Origin of the sequence: Methylobacterium sp. SyP6R (assembly GCF_019216885.1) — a bacterium.
GTDB lineage: Bacteria > Pseudomonadota > Alphaproteobacteria > Rhizobiales > Beijerinckiaceae > Methylobacterium.
This window is the reverse complement of the sequence record NZ_JAAQRC020000001.1, coordinates 2,006,103-2,031,346: the sequence shown is the minus strand read 5'-3', so window position 1 is coordinate 2,031,346 and position 25,244 is coordinate 2,006,103. Positions and strand designations below refer to the sequence as shown.

At 73.2% G+C, this 25,244-nt stretch carries 23 protein-coding genes and 1 riboswitch; of the genes, 8 read left to right on the top strand and 15 right to left on the bottom strand.

Annotated features, from left to right (window positions below; translation table 11 throughout):
• Positions 1 to 5 precede the first annotated feature (5 nt).
• Positions 6 to 1,250, bottom strand: coding sequence for a precorrin-6y C5,15-methyltransferase (decarboxylating) subunit CbiE (cbiE, locus tag HBB12_RS09360; RefSeq protein WP_236989094.1), 1,245 nt, complete (start codon positions 1,248 to 1,250; stop codon positions 6 to 8).
• Between cbiE and HBB12_RS09355 the strand changes: the two genes are divergently transcribed.
• The gene (locus HBB12_RS09355) at positions 1,249 to 2,004 is read left to right on the top strand and encodes a cobalt-precorrin-6A reductase (RefSeq protein ID WP_236989093.1); all 756 of its coding nucleotides are present in this window, start codon (positions 1,249 to 1,251) and stop codon (positions 2,002 to 2,004) included. The genes cbiE and HBB12_RS09355 overlap by 2 nt on opposite strands.
• Here the strand turns inward: HBB12_RS09355 and cobJ are convergent.
• From cobJ to HBB12_RS09305, 10 genes are all read right to left on the bottom strand, one after another.
• Complete coding sequence (cobJ, locus tag HBB12_RS09350; protein WP_236989092.1) at positions 1,977 to 2,732, bottom strand: precorrin-3B C(17)-methyltransferase; 756 nt, start codon at positions 2,730 to 2,732, stop codon at positions 1,977 to 1,979. The two genes, HBB12_RS09355 and cobJ, sit on opposite strands and share 28 nt — an antisense overlap.
• Positions 2,729 to 3,520, bottom strand: coding sequence for a precorrin-2 C(20)-methyltransferase (locus HBB12_RS09345; protein WP_442919248.1), 792 nt, complete (start codon positions 3,518 to 3,520; stop codon positions 2,729 to 2,731). Before HBB12_RS09345 ends, cobJ begins: the two co-directional genes overlap by 4 nt.
• Positions 3,520 to 4,152 (bottom strand): precorrin-8X methylmutase, encoded by a 633-nt coding sequence (locus HBB12_RS09340; protein ID WP_236989091.1) that lies wholly within the window; start codon positions 4,150 to 4,152, stop codon positions 3,520 to 3,522. Before HBB12_RS09340 ends, HBB12_RS09345 begins: the two co-directional genes overlap by 1 nt.
• The gene (locus HBB12_RS09335; protein ID WP_236989090.1) at positions 4,149 to 5,651 is read right to left on the bottom strand and encodes a ferredoxin-like domain-containing protein; all 1,503 of its coding nucleotides are present in this window, start codon (positions 5,649 to 5,651) and stop codon (positions 4,149 to 4,151) included. Before HBB12_RS09335 ends, HBB12_RS09340 begins: the two co-directional genes overlap by 4 nt.
• Entirely contained in the window at positions 5,648 to 8,929 is a 3,282-nt protein-coding gene (gene cobN, locus HBB12_RS09330; protein WP_236989089.1) for a cobaltochelatase subunit CobN, read from the bottom strand. The genes HBB12_RS09335 and cobN overlap by 4 nt, the downstream gene beginning before the upstream one ends.
• A 6-nt stretch (positions 8,930 to 8,935) precedes the next feature.
• Positions 8,936 to 9,526: a Uma2 family endonuclease gene (locus HBB12_RS09325; RefSeq protein WP_236989088.1), complete on the bottom strand. Its 591-nt coding sequence runs from the start codon at positions 9,524 to 9,526 to the stop codon at positions 8,936 to 8,938.
• 337 nt (positions 9,527 to 9,863) lie between these two features.
• Positions 9,864 to 10,898 (bottom strand): cobalamin biosynthesis protein CobW, encoded by a 1,035-nt coding sequence (cobW, locus tag HBB12_RS09320; protein WP_236989087.1) that lies wholly within the window; start codon positions 10,896 to 10,898, stop codon positions 9,864 to 9,866.
• A complete protein-coding gene (locus HBB12_RS09315) occupies positions 10,895 to 11,272 on the bottom strand; it encodes a DUF1636 family protein (protein WP_236989086.1) in 378 nt (125 codons plus the stop codon). Before HBB12_RS09315 ends, cobW begins: the two co-directional genes overlap by 4 nt.
• The gene (locus HBB12_RS09310) at positions 11,269 to 12,015 is read right to left on the bottom strand and encodes a CbtA family protein (protein ID WP_236989085.1); all 747 of its coding nucleotides are present in this window, start codon (positions 12,013 to 12,015) and stop codon (positions 11,269 to 11,271) included. Before HBB12_RS09310 ends, HBB12_RS09315 begins: the two co-directional genes overlap by 4 nt.
• An 86-nt stretch (positions 12,016 to 12,101) precedes the next feature.
• Entirely contained in the window at positions 12,102 to 12,278 is a 177-nt protein-coding gene (locus tag HBB12_RS09305; protein WP_048425720.1) for a CbtB domain-containing protein, read from the bottom strand.
• A gap of 31 nt (positions 12,279 to 12,309) precedes the next feature.
• Positions 12,310 to 12,509, bottom strand: a riboswitch (cobalamin riboswitch).
• Between the two features lie 62 nt (positions 12,510 to 12,571).
• Here HBB12_RS09305 and cobU point away from each other — a divergent pair.
• The 3 genes from cobU to HBB12_RS09290 all read left to right on the top strand — a co-directional run bounded on the left by cobU (position 12,572) and on the right by HBB12_RS09290 (position 14,728).
• Positions 12,572 to 13,141 (top strand): bifunctional adenosylcobinamide kinase/adenosylcobinamide-phosphate guanylyltransferase, encoded by a 570-nt coding sequence (cobU, locus tag HBB12_RS09300; protein WP_442919247.1) that lies wholly within the window; start codon positions 12,572 to 12,574, stop codon positions 13,139 to 13,141.
• Positions 13,138 to 13,743 (top strand): cob(I)yrinic acid a,c-diamide adenosyltransferase, encoded by a 606-nt coding sequence (gene cobO, locus HBB12_RS09295; protein ID WP_236989084.1) that lies wholly within the window; start codon positions 13,138 to 13,140, stop codon positions 13,741 to 13,743. The genes cobU and cobO overlap by 4 nt, the downstream gene beginning before the upstream one ends.
• A gap of 199 nt (positions 13,744 to 13,942) precedes the next feature.
• A complete protein-coding gene (locus tag HBB12_RS09290) occupies positions 13,943 to 14,728 on the top strand; it encodes a prephenate dehydrogenase/arogenate dehydrogenase family protein (RefSeq protein ID WP_236989083.1) in 786 nt (261 codons plus the stop codon).
• Between the two features lie 151 nt (positions 14,729 to 14,879).
• On the opposite strand, the gene HBB12_RS09285 is transcribed toward HBB12_RS09290, so the two are convergent.
• From HBB12_RS09285 to serS, 4 genes are all read right to left on the bottom strand, one after another.
• On the bottom strand, positions 14,880 to 16,541 hold the full coding sequence (locus HBB12_RS09285) for a peptidoglycan DD-metalloendopeptidase family protein (RefSeq protein WP_236989082.1): 1,662 nt from the start codon (positions 16,539 to 16,541) through the stop codon (positions 14,880 to 14,882).
• A 165-nt stretch (positions 16,542 to 16,706) separates the two neighbouring features.
• The gene (locus HBB12_RS09280) at positions 16,707 to 17,399 is read right to left on the bottom strand and encodes a protein-L-isoaspartate O-methyltransferase family protein (RefSeq protein WP_236989081.1); all 693 of its coding nucleotides are present in this window, start codon (positions 17,397 to 17,399) and stop codon (positions 16,707 to 16,709) included.
• A gap of 10 nt (positions 17,400 to 17,409) precedes the next feature.
• Complete coding sequence (gene surE / locus HBB12_RS09275; RefSeq protein ID WP_236989080.1) at positions 17,410 to 18,171, bottom strand: 5'/3'-nucleotidase SurE; 762 nt, start codon at positions 18,169 to 18,171, stop codon at positions 17,410 to 17,412.
• Positions 18,171 to 19,487, bottom strand: a complete 1,317-nt coding sequence (gene serS, locus HBB12_RS09270) for a serine--tRNA ligase (protein ID WP_236989079.1) — start codon at positions 19,485 to 19,487, stop codon at positions 18,171 to 18,173. The genes surE and serS overlap by 1 nt, the downstream gene beginning before the upstream one ends.
• A 435-nt stretch (positions 19,488 to 19,922) precedes the next feature.
• On the opposite strand from serS, the gene argS reads away from it, so the two are divergent.
• The 4 genes from argS (at position 19,923) to HBB12_RS09250 (ending at position 25,232) form a co-directional block, all read left to right on the top strand.
• The gene (gene argS / locus HBB12_RS09265; RefSeq protein WP_236989078.1) at positions 19,923 to 21,680 is read left to right on the top strand and encodes an arginine--tRNA ligase; all 1,758 of its coding nucleotides are present in this window, start codon (positions 19,923 to 19,925) and stop codon (positions 21,678 to 21,680) included.
• A gap of 180 nt (positions 21,681 to 21,860) precedes the next feature.
• Positions 21,861 to 23,249: an SPOR domain-containing protein gene (locus tag HBB12_RS09260; protein ID WP_236989077.1), complete on the top strand. Its 1,389-nt coding sequence runs from the start codon at positions 21,861 to 21,863 to the stop codon at positions 23,247 to 23,249.
• 185 nt (positions 23,250 to 23,434) lie between these two features.
• Positions 23,435 to 24,460, top strand: coding sequence for a beta-N-acetylhexosaminidase (gene nagZ, locus HBB12_RS09255; RefSeq protein WP_236989076.1), 1,026 nt, complete (start codon positions 23,435 to 23,437; stop codon positions 24,458 to 24,460).
• On the top strand, positions 24,435 to 25,232 hold the full coding sequence (locus tag HBB12_RS09250; protein ID WP_442919246.1) for a segregation and condensation protein A: 798 nt from the start codon (positions 24,435 to 24,437) through the stop codon (positions 25,230 to 25,232). The genes nagZ and HBB12_RS09250 overlap by 26 nt, the downstream gene beginning before the upstream one ends.
• Positions 25,233 to 25,244 lie beyond the last annotated feature (12 nt).

Sequence of the window (25,244 nt, the reverse complement as noted above, 5' to 3'; positions counted from 1 at the left end):
GAGGGTCACGGCTTCGTCAGCGCCCATTGCGTCACCGGCATCGCCGGGCGCCATCCGGTGAGGTGACCGACCGGCTCGGCCCGGGCGACCGAGAGGCGGCGCAAGGTACCGCCATGTTCGGCATGACAGCGCAGCAGCAGGGCCTCGCTCTCCAGCGTCACCGCGTTGGCGACGAGGCGCCCGCCGCTGGGAAGCGCCCCCAGGACCGCCGCGACCAGGGCAGGCTCGGAGACGCCGCCGCCGAGGAAGGCTGCGTCCGGTGCCGGCAGCCCGGCGAGGCTTTGGGGCGCCCGGCCGATCACGACCCGCAGATCGGGCACGCCGAGATCGCGCGCGTTGCGGCGGATGCGGGCGGCGCGCTCCTCCTTCGCCTCGACCGCGATCGCGCGGTTTGCCGGATGACGCAAGGACCACTCGATGCCGATCGACCCCGAGCCGGCGCCGACATCCCACAGGAGCTGGCCGAGCCGGGGGCGCAAGGCCGCGAGTGTGATGGCGCGGATCTCCGCCTTGGTGAGCTGGCCGTCGGTCTCGAACCAGGCATCGTCGAGGCCGGGTGCGAGCGGAATCACCCGGGCGTCGGGCTCGGCCACCACCTCGACCGCCAGTGTGTTGAGCGGGTCGATTCCGCCCTCCGAGAACTCCGCCGCCAGGGCATTGCGGCGGCGCTCGCGGGGACCGCCCATGGCTTCGAGCACGGTGAGGCGCGAGCGCGGAAAGCCGCGTGCGGCCAGCAGGCCTGCGAGTGTCTCGGGCGTCGACCCGTCCCAGGACAGGAGGAGGAGCCGGGCGCCGGGCTGGAGATGCGGGATCACCCGCTCCAGCGCCCGCCCGTGCAGGGTCAGGCACGCGACCTCGGCGAGCGGCCAGCCGAGCCGGGCCGCCGCGAGGCTGAAGGCGGAGGCCTGGGGATAGGCCGCGATCTCGCTCGCCGGCATCAGCCGGGCGAGTTCCGCGCCGACGCCGTAATGGAACGGATCGCCGGTGGCGAGCACGCAGGTCGGTTGCCCGCGCCGGGCGAGGATTTCCGGATAGGCATCCGAGAGCGGGCTCGGCCAGGCCAGGGTCTCGGCGGACAGTGGCGCGGCGAGTTCCAGGTGGCGGCGCCCGCCGACCACCAGCCCGGCCCCGTCGAGGGCCGAAGCGGCGGCGGGCGAGAGCCCGGCCCGTCCATCCTCGCCGATGCCGACGATGAACAGCCAGGGTGGAATGCTCGACATCGCGGGAGCCTCAGGCGAGAAGGCGGCCATGCGCATCCTCATCCTGGGCGGCACCTTCGAGGCCGCGAGCCTGGTCCGGCTGCTCGCCGAGCGGCCGGATCATGACGTCACCCTGTCGCTCGCCGGGCGCACGGCGGCGCCCCTGGCTCTCCCGGCGCACACCCGTATCGGCGGCTTCGGCGGGGCCGACGGGCTCGCGGCCTACCTGCGCGAGCATGGAATCGCGGCGCTGATCGACGCCACCCATCCCTTCGCCAAGGTCATCTCCCATAATGCCGCCCTGGCGAGCCGCGCGGCAGGCGTGCCGCTCCTCGCCATCCGGCGCCCGGCCTGGGCGCGGGAGGCCGGCGACGACTGGCACGAGGTCGACAGCGTGGCGCAGGCCGTGCCGGCCCTGGGCGATACGCCGCGTCGGGTTTTTCTGACGGTCGGCCGGCTCGAACTCGCCGCCTTCGCGGCGGCGCCGCAGCACCGCTATCTCGTTCGCACCATCGAGCCGGTCGGCGACGCCCTGCCGGGGATCGACGTGACGGCGATCGAGGCCCGCGGCCCGTTCGGCGCGACGGAGGAAGAGGCGCTGATGCGCCGCCACCGGGTCGAGGTGCTGGTGACCAAGAATTCCGGCGGGGCTGCGACCTACGGCAAGATCGCGGCGGCGCGCGCGCTCTCCCTGCCGGTGGTGATCGTGCGGCAGCCCTTGCTGCCGCACGTACCCTTCGTGGCGCAAGCCCGCGACGCCCTGGCCTGGCTCGACGCTCATCGGGTGACGGACCGCGGGGTGTAGACGAAGGGCACCTGGCCCTCGCGCGCGATCAGCCGGGTCGCGCTCGCCCCGATCATCACCAGGGTCGCCATGTCGGCCTCCGCCGTGCGCGCCTCGGCGAGGGGGAGGATGCGGATCGCCTCGTCGGGCCGGCCGACGGCGCGGGCCAGGATCACCGGCGTCTGCGGCGCGCGGTGCTCGGCCGCGAGGGCGAGCGCCGCACCGAGCTGCCAGGGCCGGGCCCGGGAGATCGGATTGTAGAGTGCCACCACGAGGTCGGCCGCCAGCACGGCGCTCAGCCGGGCGGTGACGACCTCCCAGGGCTTCAAATTGTCCGACAGCGAGATGGCGCAGAAATCGCCGCCGAGCGGCGCGCCGACGCGGGCGGCGGCGGCCAGCATCGCGGTGATGCCGGGCTCGACCGTGATGGCGAGCGCGCGCCAGGCCGGGTCGCCCGCCTCCAGCGCCTCGAACAGGGCCGCCGCCATGGCGAAGACACCGGGATCGCCGCCCGACACCACGGCGACCCGGCGGCCGGCGGCGGCGAGTTCCAGGGCGTGGCGGGCGCGGTCGATCTCGACCCGGTTGTCGCTGGCGTGGCGCGTCAGACCCGGCCGCTCCGGAACCCGGGCGACGTAAGGGAAGTAGCCGATCAGGTCCTCGGCCTCCTCGAGCGCTGCGCTCGCTGCCGGCGTGAGGTAGCGCGGATCGCCGGGCCCGAGGCCGATCACCGTGACGGAACCGCTCACGGCCGGCGGCCCTCGCCCGGCACCAGCACCATCGAGAAATACGGCGCCCGGTCGTCGGGCTTCTGGCTGAGCGGCGTCACGGTCTCGCCCGCCATGGTGCCGCGCTCGACATAGACCGCGCGGCCGATCAGCCCGGCTTCGGTCAGCGCCGCGCGCACCTTCGGCAGGTGGCGGCCGAGCTTCATCACCACGGCGGCGTCGGTCGTGCTCAGCCGCGCGACGAGCGTCGCGTAGGGCAGGGTGGCGGGCAGGACCGTCAGCACGTCGTCGCCCCAGGTGATCGGGGTGTTGGCCCGGGTCCAGCAGCCCGACATGCCGGTGACGCCCGGCACGACCTCGACCGGGAACCGGTCCTTCAGCCGGCGCCAGAGATGCATGAACGAGCCGTAGAAGAAGGGGTCCCCCTCCGACAGGATCGCCACGTCGCGCCCGGACGCCAGCACCTCGGCGAGGCTCGTCGCCGCCTCGTCGTAGAAGGCGGCCAGCGCCGCCACGTAAGCCGGGTCCTCGGGGTGCAGTTCGGTGGTGTAGGGATAGGGCAGCGGCCATTCGCGGGCCGCGTCCTGCACCACCGCGTCGGCGATGGTGCGGGCGTTGCCGCGCTTGCCGGCCTTGCAGAAATGCACGAGGTGGTGGGCGCGCTCCAGCACCCGGACCGCCCGCACGGTGAGGTAATCCGGGTCGCCCGGCCCCATGCCGACCCCGTAGAGCGTGCCGGTGACGGCAATTCGCGGCGCGGACGGCATCTCGGCCGGATCGGCGACCGGGAACGCGGAAGGACCGTCCATCACTCGACCTCGTTGGCGAGCGCGTTGACCGCCGCCGCCGCCATGGCGCTGCCGCCGCGCCGGCCGCGCACCACCAGGAACGGCACCCTTCCATCCGCGGCGAGCGCATCCTTCGATTCGGCCGCGCCGACGAAGCCGACCGGGATGCCGATCACCGCGGCCGGGGGCGCCACGCCCTCGTCCAGCATCTCGAGCAGGCGGAACAGGGCGGTCGGGGCGTTGCCGACGACGACGACGGAGCCGGCGAGCCGGTCGCGCCACAATTCCATCGCGGCGGCGGAGCGGGTGGTGTCGAGGCGCTTCGCCAGGTCCGGGACGCGCGGGTCGGACAGGGTGCAGACCACGTCGTTGTTGGCCGGCAGTCGCGCCCGGGTCACGCCGTCGGCGACCATGCGGACGTCGCACAGGATCGGCGCGCCGCGGCGCAGCGCCGATTCGGCGGCCTCGGCGAAGTCGGGCGACAGGTCGATGTCGGCGGGCAGGTCGGTCATGCCGCAGGCATGGATCATCCGCACCGCCACCCGCTCGGCGGCGCCGTGGAAGCGCGCGAGGTCGGATTCGGCGCGGATCATCGCGAAGGAGCGCGCGTAGATGGCGGCGCCGTCGCGGATATAGTCGAGGCGCGGATTCATGCGGGCTCCCGGAATGCGTCTCTCAGGCCCGAGGGGTCATGAAGAGTGGCGGTGATTCGTGTGCTCTCTAGCCGCTCCAGCACGGCACCGAAAGTGAGCACGCGGTCGGTCTCGGTCCCGGCGTTGCCGTCGAGCACCACCCCGTAGCGGCCGTCGGGCCGGCCTATCAGGGTGAGGGTGGCCTGACTCGGGCTGGCGCACCCCTTCGGGCAGCCGGAGACGTGCGCGGTAGCGCCCGCTCGCACCAAATGCGCGAAGGCAGCGGCGAGATCGAGCGCATGGCTTTGCGCCGGCGTGCCGCCGGAGGCGCAGGCCGGCGCGCCCGGGCAGGCGGCGACCGCCCGGCGCGGGTCGGCGGGATCGACGATCAGGTCGGCAGCCGCTGCTTCGTCGCGCAACGCGGCGGCATCGGTGTCGTTCCGGGCGGTCAGGACGACGCCCCGGCTCGGCGTGAGGGCGAAGTGGCCGTCGCCATGGGCCTCGCTCCAGGCCGCGACGCGATCGAGGAGGTTGGCGTCGCAGCGGCCGAAGGGCAGCTCGGCGAGGAGCGTGCGGCCGTGCAGGCCGGCGGGGCGGGCGGTGCTCGGCGAGGGGCGCGCGCCGGGGTCGAGGTCGTCGAGGAGGGCGTCGCGCTGCCGGTCCGATAGGGCCCGCATCCGGCGGGCACCGGACGCGGCGAGGCCGTGCAGGAGGGCGCGCAGGGTGGCGAGCGCCGTGGGGGCGGGGGTCGGCGCGAGCCAGATCGGGCCGGACGGGGTCGCGAGGGCGAGTTGAAGCGTGGGGAGCGCCCGCTCTCCCATGCTGTCCGACACGATTGTCGAACCGTGTTCGAACTCACCTACGATCGGGGGCGCGCGCCTCTCCTCCCCAGGCGATCTCGGGCTTGCCCGAGATCGCTCGAGCTTGTGGGAAGGAGTGGGAGGTGGGGGTGGTGCCGGAGAGACCTCGGCGGTGCCTCCTGCACCACCCCCAACTCCTCCCCACAACTTGCCGCGATACCGGGCAAGCCCGGGATCGCCTGGGGAGGGGAAGGAGCCCGAAATCCGCACCCGACAATCCGCCTCGACCGGCCCGAGCCCGCCGGTCTCGTCCTCCACCGCCACCAGGGTCTTGGCCGGCAGACCGGTCACCTCGCGGCCGATCGCCTCCACCGCCGCGACGATGGCGAGGCATTCCGCCCCCGCGAGCGGCGCGCTGAGCGTCAGCCGCTGCGGCCCGCCATCGTGACGCACGTCGCCGAGACCCGCTCCGCCCAGGATCGCGACGACCCGCCCGTGGCTCTCCGCCGTCACCCCGCGAACCTGGAGGTTGCCGCGCGCCGTCACGTCGAGCAGGCCGTTGCCGCCCTCCCGTGCCGCCCGCGCGGCCGCTCGCGCCTGATCGGCCGTGAGCCGTCCGGCGACCGGGTGGAGGCGCACCAGAAGGCCGTCGCCGGTCGGCATCGGCCGGGCGAGGCCCGGGCACCAGCCGCGGCGCGGAGCCGGATTCACGGCGCTCATTCGGCGGCCTCGCGCGGCGCGAGGGCGGCGAGCGAGTTGCGCCGGCTGCGCCACAGGCCGCGGTCGCGCAAACTCGCGAAACGGTCGCGGAGCGCCTGCGCGACGCCCGGATTGGCGCTCTCGATCGCCCCCAGCACGTCCGGGTCGCCGAGATAGGCGTCGTAGAGCCGGTCGATCTCGGCATCCGCGACCGCGTCGGTGGCGGCGGCCATCACGAACACCGCGTCCAGCCCCTGCGCCAGCTCCTGCACGCCGCGCCAGCCGTGGCGGAGCTGCCCGGCGATCCAGCGCGGATGGGCGAGGCGGCCGCGCACCAGCCGGGCGACGTCCTCGCGGGCGGTGCGGGCCCGGGGCGCCTCCGGGCGGCTGGTGTCGAGGCTGTAGAGCACGGGCGCCGCGCCGAGGGATTCGGCCGCAGCCGAGAATCCCCCCATCGCGTCGGCGCCGGCATCGCCGTCGAGGAGGTCGCGCTCGGCCACGTCGAAGGCGTGGAGATAGGCATCCGCCGCCGCGACCCGGGCGGCGAAATCGGAATCCTCGGCGCCGGTCGCCTCCGCAGTCGCGTCGAGATAGGCCCGGGCGAGGTCGTCCCGCTCGGTCCAGTTCCCGTCGAGGGCGAGCGCCGCGGTGCCGGCGCCGTAGCGGCCGGGGGCCGCCCCGAATACCCGGGCCGGGGCCTCGCCGCGGCGGCGGGCGGCGGCCAGCGGATTGTCGGCATCGTCCTCCTCGCGGGAGGCGACCGCCCGGGCGGCACGATCGAGGAGCGCCAGCGTCTCGGGAAAGGTATCGCGAAAGGCGCCGGAGACCCGGACCGTCACGTCGATCCGCGGCCGGTCGAGGAGGGCGAGCGGCAGCACCTCGAACCCGGTCACCCGGGTCGAGGCGTGATCCCAGGTCGGGCGCACGCCCATCAGCGCCAGCGCCTGCGCGACGTCCTCGCCACCGGTGCGCAGGGTGGGAGAGGCCCAGAGATCCATGACGAGGCGGGCCGGATACTCGCCCTCGTCCTGGAGATAGCGCCGCACCACCTCCCTGGCGGCCGTCTCGCCCAGCATCGCGGCGGCCCGGGTCGGCAGGGCCCGGGGATCGAGGGTCGCGAGGTTGCGCCCCGTCGGCAGCACGTCGGCCCGGCCGCGGGCCGGCGAACCGGAGGGGCCCGGAGGCACGAAGCGGCCGTCGAGGGCGGCCAGGAGCCCATGGCGCTCGGCCGGACCGCATCCGGGATGGGCCTCCGGGCTCGCACCGAAGACGTGCAGCCCGTCGCGCATCGTCACCTCGGCGAGGTCGCACAGATGCGCGTCGAGGGCGGCGAGCGCGTCCGGCATCGCCGTGTCGCGGTCGATACCGGCGGCGGCCAGCAGCCCCGCATCCTCGGCCCGCTCCAGGATCCCGCGGGCGATCAGGTCGGCGCGGCGCGGGTCGAGCACGGTCGCGGCGGAATATTCCTCCACCAGTTCGCGCAAGGTGGCGGCCGCCGGGTCGAGGCCGGCTTCCGCGGTCTCCGGCGGCAGGTGGCCGATCGTGACCGCGCCGATCCGGCGCTTGGCCGGCGCCGCCTCGCCGGGATCGTCGACGATGAACGGGTAGACCACCGGCAGGGCGCCGACGGCCAAAGCCGGCCAGCAGGCGGGGGAGAGCGCCACCGCCTTGCCGGGCAGCCACTCGGTGGTGCCGTGGGTGCCGAGATGGATCAGCGCATCGCTGCTCTCGCGCAAGGCGAGGTGGAAGGCGAGAGAGGCGTGGCACGGCACCGCGTCGGGATCGTGATAGCCCGCCTTGCGGTCGCCCTTGTGGCCGCGATCCGGCTGGAGCGCCACGCGCACCCGGCCCGCTTGGACCGCCCGGAACCGGAAGGCGCCGTCCATGACGGCCGGATCGTCGGCAGGCTCGCCCCACTCGGCGAGAAGCGCCGCGCGGGCCGCCTCCGGCAGCCGGGCATGCCAGGCCTCGTAGGTGCCGAGCGGCACCGCGAGGCTCGGGATCTCCTCCGTGAGCCGGCGCATCAGGACGGCCGGCTCCGGGATGTCCGAGACCGCGTAGCCCTCGGCCGCCAGGAGTTCGAGGATTGCCCGCGTGCTCGCCGGGGTGTCGAGCCCGACCGCGAAGCCGGCCCGCCCGCCCCGGGCCGGGTAATCGGACAGGACCAGGGCGAGGCGGCGCTCGGCCCGCGGCGTCGCGGCGAGGCGGGCCCAGGCGGCGGCCCGGTCGGCGGTGGCGGCGATCCCGGCGAAATCCGGCACCGCCCGGCGCTCGCGAAACCCTTCGACCTCCGGCGCCTCTTCCTTGTGGGAGACCGGGAAGCCCGAGAGCCGTCCGTCGAATTCCGGCAGCGCCACCTGCATGGCGAGGTCGGCGGCCCCGAGACCCCGCGAAGAGGCGGCCCAGGCCTCCCGGCTCGACCCCACCGTGAAGGCCTGGATCACCGGGCAATCGGCGGCGTCGAGGACGAAGCCGGCATCGTCCCGGGCCGAGAAGGCGGTCGTGGCGACGATCACGGCGGGACGCTGCACGGCGATCGCCTCGCGCACGGCCGCCACCGCCTCCGGGTCCTTGAGACTGGCGACCGCGACGATCGTGGGAGCCAGGCCGCGTTCCCACAAAGCCGCCGCGAGGGCGATGGCCGGCGCGGTGTCGCCGCCGAGGATCGCCGAGCGGTAGACGAGCACGAGGGCCCGGGGCAGAACGGCGCACGGGACGGGCGAGGCGGGGCCGACCGCGTCGAGCGGGCCGCAGCCCGGGCACCAGGCAAAGCCCCGCTTCAGGGCCCGGGGCGGCTCGGGCTGGACCGGGCGGCCGAGCTCGGCGGCGATCCGGGCGAGGAGCCGACGCAGGTTCTCGGGGCCGCCCGCCCGAAAATACCCGTCGAGCGCGTCGCGCAGGTCCGGCGTGACCGTGGAGATCGCGGCGAGGCGGGGGTCGGGACGGTCGCATCCCGGCAGCACCGCGAAGGGGATGCCGTGCGCCCGGCAGGTCTCGGCCAGCCGCTCGAGCCCGTAGCGCCAGTAATCGAGCCCGCCGAGACAGCGCACCAGCACGAAGCGGGCCCGGGCGATCACCGCATCGGCGTAGAGGTCGACCGAGAGCGGGTGGCGCAGCTGCGCCATCTTGGCGAGGCGCAGGCTCGGCCAGTCGCCGGAAAGCGTTGCATAGGCCTGGCTGAGGCCGGCGAGATCGGAATCGGTGAAGGACAGGGCGACGATGTCACCGGGCGCCTGGCCCAGATCGACCGCCGCCTCGCCCTCGTCGAGGGACACCGTATCGATGCGCAGGAGATGCATCGGCCCTCAAGCCCCCGAGACCAGGCGGGGCCGGGGCGGGAAGGCGACGCCGTCATAGATATCCGCCAGCGCCAGGCTCATGCCGAGGTCCGGCAGGTCGATCGCCTGGTCGAGCCCGGCCACGAGGCGGCGCTGCCAGACGCCGTCCGCATCCCGCCGCCACAGGGCGATCTCGGGAGCGTTCGGCTCGACGAGCAAGATCACCGCGAGGCTCGCGACGGCCTTGTCCTCTTCCAGCTTGTCGAAGGCGTCGAAGTCGCGAGTGGAGGGCGACGGCACCTCGGCGACCAGACGCGGCTCCGCCGCCGTCAGCCCGTTCAGGTCGCGCGAACCGCAATCGACCCCGAGATCGGGCCGGCGGATCTGGCCCGGCAGGGTCTCGACGCTGCCGTCACCGGTGAAGGGCCGGCACGGCGTGCCGCGCGGCCGGGTGCGGAACTCCGCCACGAGGTTGACCACGATGTTGTCGTGGACGTTGCGGGCTCCGGCCATCAAGCGGACCGGCACCCCATCGACCAGCTCGTAGCACTCGTCCTGGCGCTCCTGCCAGGCGAAGAACTCCTGCACGCTCCAGCGCCGCGGCGCAGGCTCCGACATGCGATGCCCTCCCGGGCTAGGGGTTTCGGCGTTCGGGACCGACGATATGGCCTCGGCCGCGCCGACTTGAAAGTATAGCGCGGGTTTCTCCCTCCCCCCTCTGCGGGGGAGGGTGGCCTACGAAGTAGGCCGGGAGAGGGGCAGCGCGACGATATTCCCGGGGGCGCTCTTCACAACGGGTCTGCCCTCTCCGGAAGCGGCGTCCCCTCTCCCGGCTCGCTTTCGCTCGCCACCCTCCCCCGCAGAGGGGGAGGGGGTCAGCAGCGCCACGTCCTTTCCCCGGACAAGCCTGCGGCTGCGCGGAGACGGGACGTGCACGAACCGGAGCGTGAGCCCGTCAGCCCTTCAACGCCGCCGCCACCGCGTCCTTGTCGAACCCGGTGAGCCCGATCACCACCAGCGTCCCATCCCGGTGCTCGCCCGGGCGCCAGGGGCGGTCGTAATGGTGGGCGACGCGGCGGCCGACGCCCTGGACGACGAGGCGCATCGGCTTGTCGGCGACGGCGCAGAAGCCCTTGATCCGCAACACCCCCGCCACCTCGGCGGCCTTCGCCACCCGTGCGGCCAGATCCTCGGGCGAGCCCGCCGCCTTCACCGGCAGAGCCACGCTCTCGAAATCGTCGTGGTCGTGATCCTCCTCCGTCTCGTGGTGCGACGGGCGGGAGGCGAGATCGTCCTCGGCGGCGGCATTCAGGCCCAGCAGCACGCGGGGATCGAGCGCGCCATGGGCGGTCTCGACCAGCTTGACGGCCCGCGGCAGGTGCGCCTCGACCTCCGCGCGGACCCGCGCCCGCTCGGCCTCGTCGAGAAGGTCGGACTTGTTCATCACCACGAGGTCGGCGCAGAGGAGCTGGTCCTCGAACACCTCCTCCAGCGGGTTCTCGTGATCGACGCTGGCATCGGCCGCGGCTTGCGCCGCCATCGCCTCCGGATCGTCCGCGAAGGCGCCGGAGGCGACCGCCGGGCCGTCCACCACCGCCACCACGCCGTCGACGGTGACCCGCGAGCGGATCGCCGGCCAGTTGAAGGCCTGGACCAGGGGCTTGGGCAGGGCAAGGCCGGAGGTTTCGATCAGGATGTGCTCCGGCGGCTCCGGCCGGTCGAGGAGCTTGTTCAGCGCCGGCACGAAATCGTCGGCGACGGTGCAGCAGATGCAGCCGTTCGGCAGTTCCACCACCGCGTCGGCGTCGCAGCCCGGGATGCCGCATTCGGCGAGCAAGGACCCGTCGAAGCCGACATCGCCGAACTCGTTGACGATGATCGCGAGCCGCCTTCCGTCGTTGTGCTCGATGGCGTGGCGCACCAGCGTCGTCTTGCCGGCGCCGAGGAAGCCGGTGACGATGGTGCAGGGAATCTTGTTCAGGATGGTCATGCGGTCACCGGCGCGGGAGGGATGCGGGCAACGACACCCTTGCGGAATTCCTGCGGACGCGCGCGCCAGGGCACGATGCCGTCCGGGGTCCCGGCATAGAGGCCGATGCCGTCGAGGATAGTGTCGGCGGCGATGTTCGGGTCGAGGTCGCCGTAGACGTAGGTCCAGCGGCCCGGGCTCGCGACCGCGACCGTGCAGGGCCGCTTGCAGACCGAGAGGCATTCCACCGGCTCGATCCGGATCGGCGCCCCGGGCCGGGCCGCGAGGGCCTGCGCCAGCGCGTCGTGCAGGCGGGCCCCGGCGCGGGGACCTTCGCCTGTATCGGCGGCGTCGCGGCAGGTGGTGCAGACGTAGAGGGTGACGGGTTCGCTCACGCGGCCACCTCGCTGCGGCGAGCAAAACCCTTCGGCCCGCTCACCGCCTCCCAGGCCCAGCCGAAGGCGAGGCCGAGCACGGCCCAGAAGGCGAAGCCGATCGCCAGCGACCGGGCCGCGAACTGCGCCGCGAAGACCGGCGGCATCGCGGAGATCTCTTCGGGCCCGTGCGGGGCGCCCCAGACATGCGGCGCGACGATGAGGGCGAGGCCGAGGCCGATCGCGGCCGGCCCGCGGCGGATCGCCACCAGGTAGAGGCCGATCGCCGTGGCGAGCGCGGTCGCCACCCACCAGAGCTGGCGCGATTCGAGCCCTGCCGCGGCGATGCCGGGCAGTTCCGGCGGCAGCCCGATCGCCGGAGCCAGGCTGGCGGCGAGAAAGCCGCCGATGCCGAACTTCAGCGCCTCGGAGGGCGTCACCGCGCGGCCGGTCGCGACCAGCACGGCGCCGAGAAGCAGCGCGTAGCCGACGCCGCTCACCAGGGTGGCGAGCGCCGTGAAGGCGAGGCGCGGCAGGCCGGGCGCCGGCTGCCATTGCGGCTCAGCCCCATGGTCGTGGCCCGCATGGGCGAGCACGATCAGCGGGTTGGCGAAGGCGTGACGGGCGGGGGCGACGGCCTCGGCGGTCTCGTATTTCTCCGCCGCCAGGATCAGCGGCGAGGTGAGGGCGAATTGCAGCGCGGAGGCCACGCATGCGGCCAGGAAGCCGGCGACCAGGGCCGCGGCGAGCAGACGTTTCGTCATGGGAGGATCACCTGCACGACCAAAGGGCCGCGGGCCCACGCCCGGTCAGGGCGCAGGCCGCACGGCCCGAAAGGATTCGGCCCTGGTCAGTGGCAGGGGAAGTTGGCGGAGTGGCGCCAATCGTGCGCGGCGTTGTGCAGGGCGACCACCGGCGCGAAGCCGGAGACGAACAGCAGGCCGACGCCGAGGGTGGCGGCGAGGAGGACGGCGCTCAGGCGCTCGCCGACCAGGGCGGGGGAGAGGGACCGGGTGATCGCGACCATGACGAACTCCTGCCGCCCCACCGGCGGCGTCGAGAGAGAAGGGGTGACGGCAGGTCTCCTGGCTCGCGGCCTCGTGCCGGCCCACCGCCTTCCCGGATCGCTCCAGTGGCCGATGGCGGACCGTGTTCGACCGCTCACAGTTGCGGGGGCAGCCGCGGCCCGCCGGAGGCTTCCGGCTTCCGCGTTCCCTTTTCACCTCGTCACCGAGGCACCGTCGCGCCGACCCTAGCGGGTCGGGAACGGGCTTGCAATCGACGCCGGCTGCCGCGACACCTCCGGCCCCGAGGTTTTCGATGCAAGATTTCGACGAGGAGAGGCCCGTGCCGGACCCGAATCGCGCCGCCCCGCGCCTGACCCTGGTGCTGGGCGGCGCCCGCTCGGGCAAGAGCCGCTACGCCGAGGGGCTGATCGAGGCGCAAGCAGGCCCCTGGCGCTACGTCGCGACGGCGCAAGCCTGGGATGACGAGATGGCTGCTCGCATCGCCGAGCACCGCACCCGCCGGCCCCCGCCCTGGGAGACGGTCGATGCGCCCCGCGACCTCGCAACGGTGATCCGGGGAGCGCCGGCCGGCCGGCCCGTGCTGGTCGATTGCCTGACCCTGTGGCTGACCAACGCGATGCTGGACGAGGCGGCCGACCTGGCGGCGGAACGCGATTCTCTGATCGAGGCGTGCAAGGCGGCACCGGGGCCGCTGGTGCTGGTCTCGAACGAGGTGGGGTTCGGCATCGTGCCGGAGAACGCGCTCGCCCGCCGGTTCCGCGACGAAGCCGGCCGCCTTCATCAACGTCTCGCCACCATCGCCGACCGGGTGGTGCTGGTGGTGGCAGGGCTGCCGATGATCATCAAGGGAGACGATCGATGAGCGGAGACGAGGCGGCGCGCCACCGCGCCAAGATGGAGAAGCGCAAGGCGGTGCAGGATGCCGAGGTGGCGGGCAAGACGATCGAGAAGGGCCTGCTCATCGTCCATACCGGCCCGGGCAAGGGCAAGTCGACCGCCGCCTTCGGGCTGATGCTGCGCGCGCTCGGCCGCGGCTGGCGGGTCGGGGTGGTGCAGTACATCAAGGGCGCCTGGGAGACCGGCGAGCGCTTCGCCCTGGAGCGTTTCGCCGATCAGGTCGCCTGGCACACGATGGGGGAGGGCTTCACCTGGGAGACCCAGGACCGCGACCGCGACGTGGCGGCGGCGCGTGCCGCCTGGGTGCAGACCGAGGCGCTGATGGCCGATCCGACCGTCCGGCTCCTGATCCTCGACGAGCTCAACATCGCCTTGCGCTACGACTACCTGCCGCTCGCGGAGGTGGTGGAGGCCTTGAGCCGGCGCCGGCCGGACCTGCACATCGTGGTGACAGGCCGCAACGCCAAGCCGGAGCTGATCGCCGCCGCCGATCTCGTGACCGAGATGGGGCAGGTCAAGCACCACTTCGCCGCCGGGGTGAAGGCCCAGGAGGGGATCGAGTTCTGATCGACACGTTCCGATTGACGACCCGGGCCGGATCGGCGTAGAGGCTCGGCCATGACCAGCCTCTTCCTGTCCGGACTCTATTACGCGCCGCTCAGTTAAGCGGCAGGGTGCTCGTCATCTCTCAACCGCTGCGACATGCCGGCGGTTGAGGCTCCAGGATACCAGGACCCGCCGGCCTCGCTCCCATCCGAGGTCTCCCGTGCCGTCCTCCCCCATCCCGCTTCCCGCCCTCGGCCTGATCGGCTTCGGCGCCTTCGGCCGCCTCGTCGCCACGCATCTGGCGCCGCTGTTCTCGCTGCGGGTCCACGACCCGTTCGCGCCCGATTCCGCCTTCGCGGCGGCCGGCGCCGCGCGGTGCGGCCTCGCCGAGGCCGCCGCCTGCCCGGTGGTGATTCTGGCGACCCCGGTCTCGACCCTCGCCTCGGTGGTGTGCGACGTCGCCCCGCACCTGATTCCCGGCGCACTCGTCCTCGATGTCGGCTCGGTGAAGGTGCGGCCGGCCGCGATCATGCGCGCCGGCCTGCCGCCGGGCGTCGACATCGTCGCCACCCATCCGCTGTTCGGGCCGCAGAGCGCGCGGGACGGGTTGCGCGGCCTCAAGATCGCGGTCTGCCCGGTGCGGGGGAACCGCGCCCGACGGGTCGGCGCCTTCCTGCGCCGCGCCCTCGGGCTCGACGTGATCCTGACGACGCCCGAGGCGCATGACCGGGAGGCGGCGGCGGTGCAGGGCCTGACGCACCTGATCGCCAAGGTGCTGGTGGCGATGGAGCCGCTGCCGACCCGGATGACGACCCGCAGCTTCGACCTCGTGATGCAGGCGGTCGGCATGGTCCGGCACGACGCGCCGGAGGTCTACCATGCCATCGAGCGCGAGAACCCTTACGCGGCGGAGGTGCGGCGGCGGTTCTTCGGCCTCGCGGCGCAGATGGATGAGGAGTTGGGGGAGGGCGCATGCGTCGGGGAGACATTGCGGCTCGAGGCCTGATGCCATTCCGGATTCCGCGTCGCAGCCCCGGGATGTCGGCTTCCTCGGCGCTGGAACGCTGCACCATCGCGTTGCGGGACGATCTTCTCGCCGCAGACGCGAAAAAGCGGGACGCTCGCGCGCCCCGCTTCCTCGCTCGCCCGATCGGGCGTCAGTTGCTCGCCAGGTGCGGCACCGGATCGACCGGGGTCGCGCCCTTCCGGATCTCGAAGTGGAGCTGCGGCGAGGTGACGTTGCCCGACGCGCCGGACTTGGCGATGGTCTGGCCGCGCTTCACCTTCTCGCCGGGGCGCACGTCGATCTCGCCGTTATGGGCATAGGCCGAGACGTAGCCGTTGGCGTGACGCACCAGAACCAGCTTGCCGTAGCCCTTCACGTCGCTGCCGGCATAGGCCACGGTGCCCTCCTCGGCCGCCTTGACCGGGGTGCCTTCGGGCACCGCGATGTTGATGCCCTCGTTGCCGCTCGAGCCGTAGCCCGAGATCACGCGGCCGCGGGCGGGCCAGCGGAAGCTCGATTGCGGATCGGGCGCGGGCGCCGCCGGGGCGACGGCCGGGGCCGGCGCCGGCTCGGGCGCCTTCTCGGGCAGGGCCGCGACCTTCACCGGCTTGACCGGCTCGGGCTTTTGCGCAGGCTTCACCTCCGCGACCTTCTTGGGCTCGGGCTTCGGCATCTCGGCCAGCTTCGGCTCCGGCTTCTTCACCTCCACCGGCTTCACCTCCGCCTTCTTGACCTCCGCCTTCTTGGGCTCGGGCTTGACCGCCTCGGCGACTTTCCTGACCTCGGGCTTCGTCTTCTCGACGAGCCTGGGCTCGGGCTTCTTGATCTCGGCCTTCTTCGGCTCGGGCTTGGGCTCGACCTTGGCGACGGCCTTCGGCTCCGGCTTGTGGGGCTTGGCCGCGACCGTCTCTTCCTCGTCGTCCTGCGGGCGCGCGGCCACCTTGGCGACGGGCTTCGGCTCGGGGCGCTGCGGCTTGGCGGCGACCCGCTCCTCCTCCTCGCGCGGCTCGGGCTTGCGCGGGTTGAGCTTGGCGGCGCGCTCGGCGGCGGCGGGCGCCACCGCCTTGGCCTCGGCCTGGCCGGGGCGGGCATGGACCTTGCGGACCGGCTCGGGGGCCGGCTCCGGCTCCGGCTCGCGGCGCGGGGGCTCGCGGCGGACAGGCTCGGGGCGCGGCGCCACCTCGGCGACCCGGCGCACCGGCTCGGCGGCACGGGTCTCGGCGGCACGGGTCTCCGCGGCTCGGGTCTCGGCGACCTGCATCCGCGGCGCCGGGGGCACGGCGCGGGCGCTCATCGCCGGGGCGCCGCCCGCATGGTAGACCGGGATCACGATCTGGCGGCCGGGGGTGACCTGTGCGGCGCTCGACAGGCCGTTGGCCTGGAGGATCGCCGCGGAGGGCACGCCGAAGCGGGTCGACATCTGGTTCAGGCTGTCGTTGGCGCCGACCGTGATGGCGGTGCCGCCGGCCGCCGACCAGCCGGCCGGGCCGCCGGTCACCGGGGACGCGGCGGCGACGCGCGGCGTCGACACCGGTGCGGAGACCTGACGGTTCGACAGGGCTGCTCCCGCCATCGGGGCCGAGAGCGGCCGCGACTGGATCGGCGTCGAGCGCACCGCCGGCGCCACCGCCCCACCGTCGGGCAGGCTGCCGGTGGCACCCGGATCCCCGCTCGCACTCGATGAGAACGGGTTCGAGAACGGGTCGAGCCGCACCGCATCGGTGCTGCAGGCCGCCGAAGCGCCCCCGATCAGCCCGATGAGGGCGAAGCGCGACAGCGCCCGCATCCCCTTGCCTGTCCCGCGTTCCGGCATCGACGCACCCGTACATCCACGCAACCGTATGAGGTGGATTCAAACAGGATTCAGGTTAAGCTTCCGTTGCGCGGCGGCGTCGCGGCTTCACCCTGAGGGCCGGATTCCGGCCTAGGCGACCGGCCTAGGTGACGAGCCTAGGTGACTTGGGGGCCGGGCGGTGCGTCAGAGCACGGCCGCCAGGCCCGGCGTCAGCGGGGCGATGCGCAGGGGCGTCTCGCGCACCTGACGCCACGGGCCGTCAGCTTCCTGCGCGATGGCGACGAGACGGGGGCCGGCCGGCGTGCCGACCGCCCCGACGAGGCGCCCGCCCGGGTTCAGACGGTCGATCAGCGCCGGGGGCAGGTCGCGGAGCGAGCCGTTGACCAGGATGCGGTCGAAGGTGCCGGCTTCCTCCGGCGGGGCGCAGCCATCGGCCAGCCCGACCATCGCGGCGCCGAAGCCCAGCGCGTCGAGGCGCGAGCGGGCATTGCGGGCGAGCGTGGCGTAGCGCTCCAGGCTGACCACCTCGGAGGCTCCAAGGCGGACCAGCAGGGCCGTGGCGTAGCCGGAGCCGGTGCCGATCTCGAGCACCCGGGCTCCCTGGACGGTGAGCGCCGCCAGCATCGTGGCGATGACGCTCGGCGCCGTCATGGTCTGGCCGCAGGGCAGCGGCAGGGCGATGTCGCGGCGCGCCAGGTCGCGGAAGGCGAGCGGCGCGAAAGCCTCCCGCGGCACCCGTTCCATCGCGCCGAGCACCGCGGCGTCGCGCACCCCGCGGGCGCGCAGGCCCAGCACGAAGGCCGCGGTCTCGACCGCGCCGGACGCCTCGCGAGCGCCGTCCGGCGCGTCCTCCTGACCCTCGTGATCGTCGCTCATGCCAAGACAGTCATGCGAAGGCCTGGGCGAAGCGCGTCAGCGTCGGCTCGTCGGTGAGGTCGAGGCGCAGGGGCGTGATCGAGATGCAGCCGTCGGCGATCGCCTTCAGGTCGGTGCCGTGGCCGGGCTCGAACCGCGCCTTGGCGAAGGCGAGCCAGAAATACGGGTTGCCGCGCCCGTCGACCCGCTCGTCGATGGAGAGCAGCGCCTGGTTGCGCACGCCCTGCGCCGCCACCGCGATGCCCTTCACGTCCGCGGGCTCGCAATCCGGGAAGTTGACGTTGACCAGGATGCCGGGCTCGATCCCGACCTCCAGGATCCGCCGGATCACCGCGGCGCCGTGATGGGCGGCGGTGTGCCACTTCACGTTGGCGCGCCCGCCGATGCCGTAGGCCTGGCTCAGCGCGATCGCCTTCACGCCGAGGATCGTCGCCTCCATGGCGCCCGCGATGGTGCCCGAATAGGTCACGTCCTCGGCGACGTTCTGGCCGCGGTTGACGCCCGACAGCACGAGGTCGGGCCCGTGATCCTTCAGGAGATGGCGGATGCCCATGATGATGCAGTCGGAGGGCGTGCCCTTCACCGCGTAGCGCTTCTCGCCGGCCTGGCGCAGGCGCAGGGGATCGTTGAGCGACAGCGAGTGCGACACGCCGCTCTGGTCGGTCTCAGGTGCCACGACCCAGACGTCGTCGGAGAGCTCGCGGGCGATCTCCTCCAGGCAGCGCAGGCCCGGCGCGTGGATGCCGTCGTCGTTGGTGACGAGAATGCGCATCACCGGTGTCCTTCGATGCGGGTGAGGCCGCCTATGTAGGGCGCGAGGGCCGACGGGACCGTGACGCTGCCGTCGGGGTTCTGGTAGTTCTCCATCACGGCGATGAGCGCGCGGCCGACCGCGACGCCCGAGCCGTTGAGGGTGTGGACGTAATGGACGCCCTTGCCCTCCTTCGGGCGGTAGCGCGCCTCCATCCGGCGGGCCTGGAAGTCGCCGCAGACCGAGCAGGACGAGATCTCGCGATAGGTCTTCTGGCCCGGCAGCCAGGCCTCGATGTCGTAAGTCTTGGTCGAGGCGAAGCCCATGTCGCCGGTGCAGAGCGTGACGACCCGGAACGGGATGTCGAGGCGCTTCAGCACGGCTTCGGCGCAGGACAGCATGCGCTCGTGCTCCTCGGCCGAGCGCTCGGGCGCGGTGATCGAGACGAGCTCGACCTTGCTGAACTGGTGCTGGCGCAGCATGCCGCGGGTGTCGCGCCCCGCCGCCCCGGCCTCGGCCCGGAAGCATGGGGTGAGTGCGGTGAAGCGCAGGGGCAGCTCGTCCTCGGAGAGGATCGCTTCGCGCACGAGGTTGGTGAGCGGGACCTCGGCCGTCGGGATCAGCCAGCGGTTCGGCGCGCCGCTCTCCTGCGCCATCTCGGGGGAGCCCTGGACCGCCGCGAACTGGTCGTCGCGGAACTTCGGCAGTTGCGCCGTGCCGAACATCGCCTCGTCGCGCACGAGCAGCGGCGGCACCACCTCGGTATAGCCGTGCTCGCCCGTGTGCAGGTCGAGCATGAACTGGCCGAGCGCCCGCTCCAGCCGGGCGATCTGGCCCTTCAGCACCACGAAGCGCGAGCCCGAGAGCTTCGCCGCGGTCTCGAAATCCATCAGGCCCATGGCCTCGCCGAGCTCGAAATGCTGGCGGCCGTCCTCGCTGAGCCCGCGGCCCTCGAAGCGGCTCTTCTCGACGTTGTCGTGCTCGTCGCGGCCCTCCGGCACGTCGGGGCCCGGGATGTTGGGGATCGCCGACAGGCGCTCGGAGAGCGCCTTGCCTGCCGCGTCGGCGGCCGCGTCGAGCGCCGGCGCCTCCTCCTTCAGCCGGGCGACCTCGGCCATCAGCTCTTGGGCGCGGGCCTCGTCCTTCGCCTTCTTGGCCGCGCCGATCTCCTTCGACAGGGCGTTGCGCTTCTCCTGGGCTCCCTGCGCCGCCGAGATCGCGGCCTTGCGCGCGTCGTCGAGGGCGATGAGCTGCGAGGACAGCGGCTCCAGCCCGCGGCTCGTCAGGCCCTTGTCGAAGGCGGCCGGGTTGTCGCGGATGGCCCGGATGTCGTGCATGGCGCGGTCCGAATCGTGTGTCTGTATAAGGGCCGGCGAATCCGGCCGGTGACGCCAGGACGCTTTGCAGCATCGGCCCCGCGGCGACAAGGGAGAGAACGGGGAGGTTCGGTTGGCCTCGCGGGTGGTCGCGCGTCAGCCTTTAAATTCAACTCATTGAAAAGGCAGGCGCTTTCCCCTCCCCCTTGTGGGGAGGGGTCATGGGGATCGAAGATCCCGCGTGGGGGTGGTCCCGCGTAGGGCTCGGCGCTCAATCCTGCACCACCCCCACCCCTAGCCCCTCCCCACAAGGGGGAGGGGAAGCGCTTTGCTTTCATATCGATGAGGGCGTCCCTTGCCGCCCCGCTTGCAGCCGCCCGCCCCGGCGTGAGAAGAGCCCGGCGCCTGAGTGCGGCATGCCGCCTCCGGCCCGAACTTTGCAGAACTGGTCAACGCATGAACATCTTCGCCGCCTTCGAGGCCCGCATCGGCGAGGCGCTCGAGACGCTCACCCGCGCCGGCACCCTGCCGGAGGGGCTCGACCGTGCCCGCGTGGTGGTCGAGCCGCCGCGCGACCCGAGCCACGGCGATCTCGCCACCAACGCCGCCCTGGTGCTGGCGAAGGAAGCGCGCACCAACCCGAAGGCGCTCGCCGAGGCCCTGGCCGCCGACCTGCGCAGCGACCCCCGCGTGACGGAAGCCAGCGTCGCCGGCCCGGGCTTCATCAACCTGCGGCTGACGCCTTCGATCTACGCCGAGGTGGTGCGGGCGGTCCTGCGCGAGGGCGAGGCCTATGGCCGGGGCGCCAGGGTGCCGGGCGGGGTCAATGTCGAGTACGTCTCGGCCAACCCGACCGGGCCGATGCATGTCGGCCACGGCCGCGGCGCGGTGTTCGGCGACGCGCTGGCCAACCTCCTCGCCGCCGCCGGCCGCGACGTGACGCGCGAGTACTACATCAACGATGCCGGCGCCCAGGTCGACGTGCTCGCCCGCTCGGCCTTCCTGCGCTACCGCGAGGCCCTGGGCGAGACGGTCGCGATCCCGGACGGCCTCTACCCGGGCGACTACCTCGTGCCGGTCGGCGAGGCGCTGAAGGCCCGATACGGCGACACGCTCCGCGACAAGCCCGAGGCCGAGTGGCTGCCGCTGGTGCGCGATTTCGCCATCGACCGGATGATGGACCGGATCCGCGAGGATCTGGCGGCCATCGGCATCCACCACGACGTGTTCTTCTCCGAGCGCACCCTCCAGGCCGGCGGCGAGGGCGGGGCCGTGGCGGCGCTGATCGCCGACCTGCGGGCCAAGGGCCTCGTCTACGAGGGACGGCTGCCGCCGCCCAAGGGCCAGCTGCCCGAGGATTGGGAGGACCGCGAGCAGACCCTGTTCCGCGCGACCGCCTTCGGCGACGACATCGACCGGCCGCTGCTGAAATCCGACGGCAGCTTCACCTATTTCGCCTCCGACATCGCCTATCACCGCTCCAAGGTCGAGCGCGGCGCGGTCGAGCTGATCGACGTGCTCGGCGCCGACCATGGCGGCTACGTCAAGCGCATGCAGGCGGCCGTGAAGGCGGTCTCGGACGGGAAGGCGGCGCTCGACGTCAAGCTGTGCCAGCTCGTGCGCCTCCTGCGCGGCGGCGAGCCGGTGAAGATGTCCAAGCGCGCGGGCGAGTTCGTCACCCTACGCGAGGTGATCGACGAGGTCGGGCGCGACCCCGTGCGCTTCATGATGCTGTACCGCAAGAACGACGCGACCCTCGATTTCGACCTCGCCAAGGTGGTCGAGCAGTCGAAGGACAACCCGGTCTTCTACGTCCAGTACGCGCATGCCCGGGCGGCCTCGGTGTTCCGCCAGGCCCGCGAGGCGTTCCCCGAGCTCGACCTCACGCCGGCCGCGCTGGCGAAAGCCGATCTGTCGGGCCTGACCGATCCGGGCGAGCTCGAGATGATGCGCGGAATCGCCCAGGTGCCGCGCGTGATCGAGGCGGCGGCCGCCGCCCACGAGCCGCACCGCGTCGCCTTCCACCTCTACGAGCTGGCGAGCGCGTTCCATAGTTTCTGGAACAAGGGCAAAGACTTGCCGCAATTACGGTTTGTTAATCAAACCGACAGAAAGTCCACCGAGGCGAGGCTGGCCCTCGTCGCTGCCCTCAAGGGGGTGGTCGCGTCCAATCTCGGGATCCTCGGCGTCGGCGCGCCCGACGAGATGCGCTGAGGCGCCCCTGGGACCGGCACGCGACCTGACGTCGCGGCACGCCGTGAGGCGCCGCCGCGGCGGGACGCGAGCGATGGGATCTGACGGCCGCCCGTCCCATATGGGGATCGGCGGCCGGTGCCGCCGAACCGGGCCCGACGCGCGGCGAGGTGACGCGAGGGCGAACAGGATGGTGCTGCCATGACGACCAATGCTTCCCGGGTTCCCGTCGATTACGACGGCTACGAGCAGGATCGGCAGCCGGCCCCCGCCCGACAGGATCAGGCGCGCCCCGGCGCCCGGCCCGATCCCCTCGCCGAACTCGCCCGCATCGTCGGCCAGGACGATCCGTTCCGCGCCCTTCTCGAGGCCAAGGAAGCCAAGGAAGCGAGCCGCGCGGAGCCGCGCGGCCGCGTCGAGCCGGTGATGCCGCATTACGGCGAGGCGCCGGCGCCGGGCCTGTCCGCCACCCGCAACGAGCCGAATTTCGGTGAGCCCGGTCCGGGCGCGCCGATGCCGGCGCCCGGCCCCGCGCCGGCGCACACGCCGGCCGCCGCCTTCAACCAATACCTCGCCGCGGTGGACCGCGAGATCGATTCCGAGCCGGCGCCCGGCATGCCCGAGGCGGAGGCGAACCCTGAGCCGCGGCCGCGGGGTCGCCGTCGCATCGCCCTCGTCGGCACGGCGCTCGGCATCGTCGCGGCGTCGATCGGCGGCGCGCTGACCTGGAAGGCCTTCCATCACGGCCGCTCCGGCGCGCCGATCCTGGTGATGGCCGACCAGGCGCCGCTCAAGGTCGCACCCCAGAATGCCGGCGGCGTCGAGATCCCGGACCAGAACAAGCAGATCTACGAGCGCACCGCCACCGCTCCGGCGAAGGACGGCGGGCAGATCCGCATCGTCAACCGCGAGGAGCAGCCCCTCGACGTCAAGCAGGCGGCACGCTCCCTCGCCGCCGAGGCCGGCACGCCCGCCACCCCGGGCAACGCCCTGACCGAATCCCTCGGCGAGCCGCGCCGGGTGCGCACCGTGTCGGTCCGTCCCGAGCCCTCGCCGGCCGAGGCCCAGCGCGCGGCCCAGGCCGCCGCGCAGGCACAGGCCGCTCAGGAATCGCCGGTCTCCCCGATCCCGACCATGACCCTGCCGACCGAGGCGACCGGCTCGACCCCGGCCACGCCGCGCGGCCCGCGGGCGATCCCGATCGCGCCGGCTCAAGCCGCGCAGAATACGGCCGCCGAGACTCCGGCGCCGGCCGCGGAAACACCGCGGCAGAAGCCGATCCAGCGCGTCGCCTCGGCCGAGCCGCCGACCACCACCCAGGCGATGCCCTCGCCCCAGGCGCCGGTGGGCGGCTTCTCGGTGCAGCTCTCGGTGCGCGCCACCGAGAAGGAGGCGGAGGTCGCGTTCAAGCAGGCCCAGGAGCGCTACGGCGCCGTGCTCGGCGGTCAATCGCCGCTGATCCGCCAGGCCGAGGTCAACGGCAAGTCGATCTACCGCGTCCGCGTCGGGCCGATGTCGAAGGAGAGTGCCGACGGCCTGTGCGGCAGGCTCAAGGCCTCGGGCGCCGCCTGCTTCGTCGCCAAGAACTGAGCGACGAGCAACTGACCGACGCCGAGAAACCCCGCGGCTGTGGCGCAGTGCCGACAGCCCCGGGCCGGCGAATCGCCTAAATTCCCGTCTTTATCCGCTTGCGATTCCCGATCATCGGCGCCCGCATGGATGCCGGACGGGAGCGCGCGACCGTTCCCCCTTCGAACCGACGAGAGCCGCCGTCGATGACCCTTGCCCTGATCCTCGGCTGCGCCGGCCCGACCTTGAGCCCCGAGGAGGCCGCCTTCTTCCGCGAGGTGCAGCCCTGGGGCTTCATCCTGTTCAAGCGCAACGTCGAGACCCCCGAGCAGGTCCGTGCGCTGACGGCGGCGCTCCGCGAGACCGTCGGCCGGGCCGACGCTCCGATCCTGATCGACCAGGAGGGCGGCCGGGTGCAGCGCCTGACGCGGCCGCACTGGCAGGCCTACCCGTCGGGCCGGGCCTATCTGCGGGCCGGCGGCCCCGAAGGCGGGCCGGCGCTGGCCGGCCTCGGTGCCCGCCTGATGGCGCACGACCTCGCCCAGGTCGGCATCAACGTCGATTGCGCGCCGGTCCTCGACGTGCCGGTGCCGGGCGCCCACGACGTCATCGGCGATCGGGCCTACGGCACCGATCCGGCGGTGGTCGCGGCCTTCGGACGGGCGGTGGCCGAGGGGCTGATGGCCGGCGGGGTGCTGCCGGTGATCAAGCACATGCCCGGCCACGGCCGCGCCGGCGCCGACAGCCACCATGCCCTGCCGGTGGTCGAGGCGAGCCTGGCCGAGCTCGACGCGCACGACTTCCGGCCCTTCCGGGCGCTCTGCGACCTGCCGATGGCGATGTCGGCCCACGTCGTGTTCCGCGCCCTCGACCCGGAGAGCCCGGCCACCACCTCGGCCACGATCATCCGGGAGATCGTGCGCGGCCGCATCGGGTTCGACGGTCTGCTGATGACCGACGATCTGTCGATGAACGCCCTGTCCGGCACCTTCCGCGAGCGCGCCGCCGCCGCCTTCCGGGCCGGCTGCGACATCGGCCTGCACTGCAACGGCGTCCGGGCCGAGATGGAGGAGGTGGTGGCAGCCAGCCCCGTCCTCGCCGGCGAGGCCCTGCGCCGGGCGGATGCCGCCCTGGCCCGCTTGAGCCCGGCACAAGGACCCCAGAACGCCCCGGCATTCGATCCGGCCGAGGCCCGCGCCCGCCTCGATGCCGGGCTCGCGACCGCGGCCTGAGGTGGCGGACGACTTCGCGGGGGACGAAGGAGCCGGCGACGGCGCGCCGTTCGTCGTCGATGTCGACGGTTTCGAGGGACCTCTCGACCTGCTCCTGGAACTGGCCCGGCGCCAGAAGGTCGACCTCGCCCGAATCTCCATCCTGGCGCTGGTCGAGCAGTACCTCGCCTTCATCGACGAGGCGCGCCGCCTGCGCCTGGAACTGGCGGCGGATTATCTCGTCATGGCGGCCTGGCTCGCCTACCTGAAGTCGCGCCTGCTGCTGCCGGCGCCGCCCCGCGGCCCCGAACCCGCCGCCGGCGACCTCGCCGAGGCGCTGGGCCTTCGCCTGCGCCGCCTGGAGGCGATCCGCGCCGCCGCGCTGATGCTGTCCGGGCGGGGCCAGCTCGGGCGCGACGTCTTCGCTCGCGGCGCCCTGCCGCCCGAGCCCGCATCCGCCGCACCGGGGGCCTTCGCCGTCACCCTGCACGACCTGATCGCGGCCTATGCCCGCCAGCGCCAGGAACGCGCCCGGGCCCAGGTGACGCTGCCGCCGAGGAGCGTGTGGTCCCTGGTCGATGCCAGGAGCGCCCTGGAGCGGTTGATCGGCCCGCGGGACGACTGGACCGACCTCGATTCCTACCTCGCCCAGTACCTCGCCGATCCGAAGCGCCGCGCCACCGTGCGGGCCTCCTCGCTCTCGGCAGTGCTGGAGCTCGCCCGCGAGGGCCAGATTCTCCTGCGTCAGGACGGCGCCTACGCGCCGATCCAGATCCGGGCCGCCGGGCCGTGACGCGCGAGCCCG

Coding starts and splice junctions, on each gene's coding strand:
- HBB12_RS09355 (WP_236989093.1), top strand. CDS start 1,249: ATGCGCATCCTCATCCTGGGCGGCACCTTCGAGGCCGCGAGCCTGGTC.
- cbiE (WP_236989094.1), bottom strand. CDS start 1,250: ATGGCCGCCTTCTCGCCTGAGGCTCCCGCGATGTCGAGCATTCCACCC.
- HBB12_RS09345 (WP_442919248.1), bottom strand. CDS start 3,520: ATGGACGGTCCTTCCGCGTTCCCGGTCGCCGATCCGGCCGAGATGCCG.
- HBB12_RS09340 (WP_236989091.1), bottom strand. CDS start 4,152: ATGAATCCGCGCCTCGACTATATCCGCGACGGCGCCGCCATCTACGCG.
- HBB12_RS09335 (WP_236989090.1), bottom strand. CDS start 5,651: ATGAGCGCCGTGAATCCGGCTCCGCGCCGCGGCTGGTGCCCGGGCCTC.
- cobN (WP_236989089.1), bottom strand. CDS start 8,929: ATGCATCTCCTGCGCATCGATACGGTGTCCCTCGACGAGGGCGAGGCG.
- HBB12_RS09325 (WP_236989088.1), bottom strand. CDS start 9,526: ATGTCGGAGCCTGCGCCGCGGCGCTGGAGCGTGCAGGAGTTCTTCGCC.
- cobW (WP_236989087.1), bottom strand. CDS start 10,898: ATGACCATCCTGAACAAGATTCCCTGCACCATCGTCACCGGCTTCCTC.
- HBB12_RS09310 (WP_236989085.1), bottom strand. CDS start 12,015: ATGACGAAACGTCTGCTCGCCGCGGCCCTGGTCGCCGGCTTCCTGGCC.
- HBB12_RS09305 (WP_048425720.1), bottom strand. CDS start 12,278: ATGGTCGCGATCACCCGGTCCCTCTCCCCCGCCCTGGTCGGCGAGCGC.
- cobU (WP_442919247.1), top strand. CDS start 12,572: ATGCAAGATTTCGACGAGGAGAGGCCCGTGCCGGACCCGAATCGCGCC.
- cobO (WP_236989084.1), top strand. CDS start 13,138: ATGAGCGGAGACGAGGCGGCGCGCCACCGCGCCAAGATGGAGAAGCGC.
- HBB12_RS09285 (WP_236989082.1), bottom strand. CDS start 16,541: ATGCCGGAACGCGGGACAGGCAAGGGGATGCGGGCGCTGTCGCGCTTC.
- HBB12_RS09280 (WP_236989081.1), bottom strand. CDS start 17,399: ATGAGCGACGATCACGAGGGTCAGGAGGACGCGCCGGACGGCGCTCGC.
- surE (WP_236989080.1), bottom strand. CDS start 18,171: ATGCGCATTCTCGTCACCAACGACGACGGCATCCACGCGCCGGGCCTG.
- serS (WP_236989079.1), bottom strand. CDS start 19,487: ATGCACGACATCCGGGCCATCCGCGACAACCCGGCCGCCTTCGACAAG.
- argS (WP_236989078.1), top strand. CDS start 19,923: ATGAACATCTTCGCCGCCTTCGAGGCCCGCATCGGCGAGGCGCTCGAG.
- HBB12_RS09260 (WP_236989077.1), top strand. CDS start 21,861: ATGACGACCAATGCTTCCCGGGTTCCCGTCGATTACGACGGCTACGAG.
- nagZ (WP_236989076.1), top strand. CDS start 23,435: ATGACCCTTGCCCTGATCCTCGGCTGCGCCGGCCCGACCTTGAGCCCC.
- HBB12_RS09250 (WP_442919246.1), top strand. CDS start 24,435: ATGCCGGGCTCGCGACCGCGGCCTGAGGTGGCGGACGACTTCGCGGGG.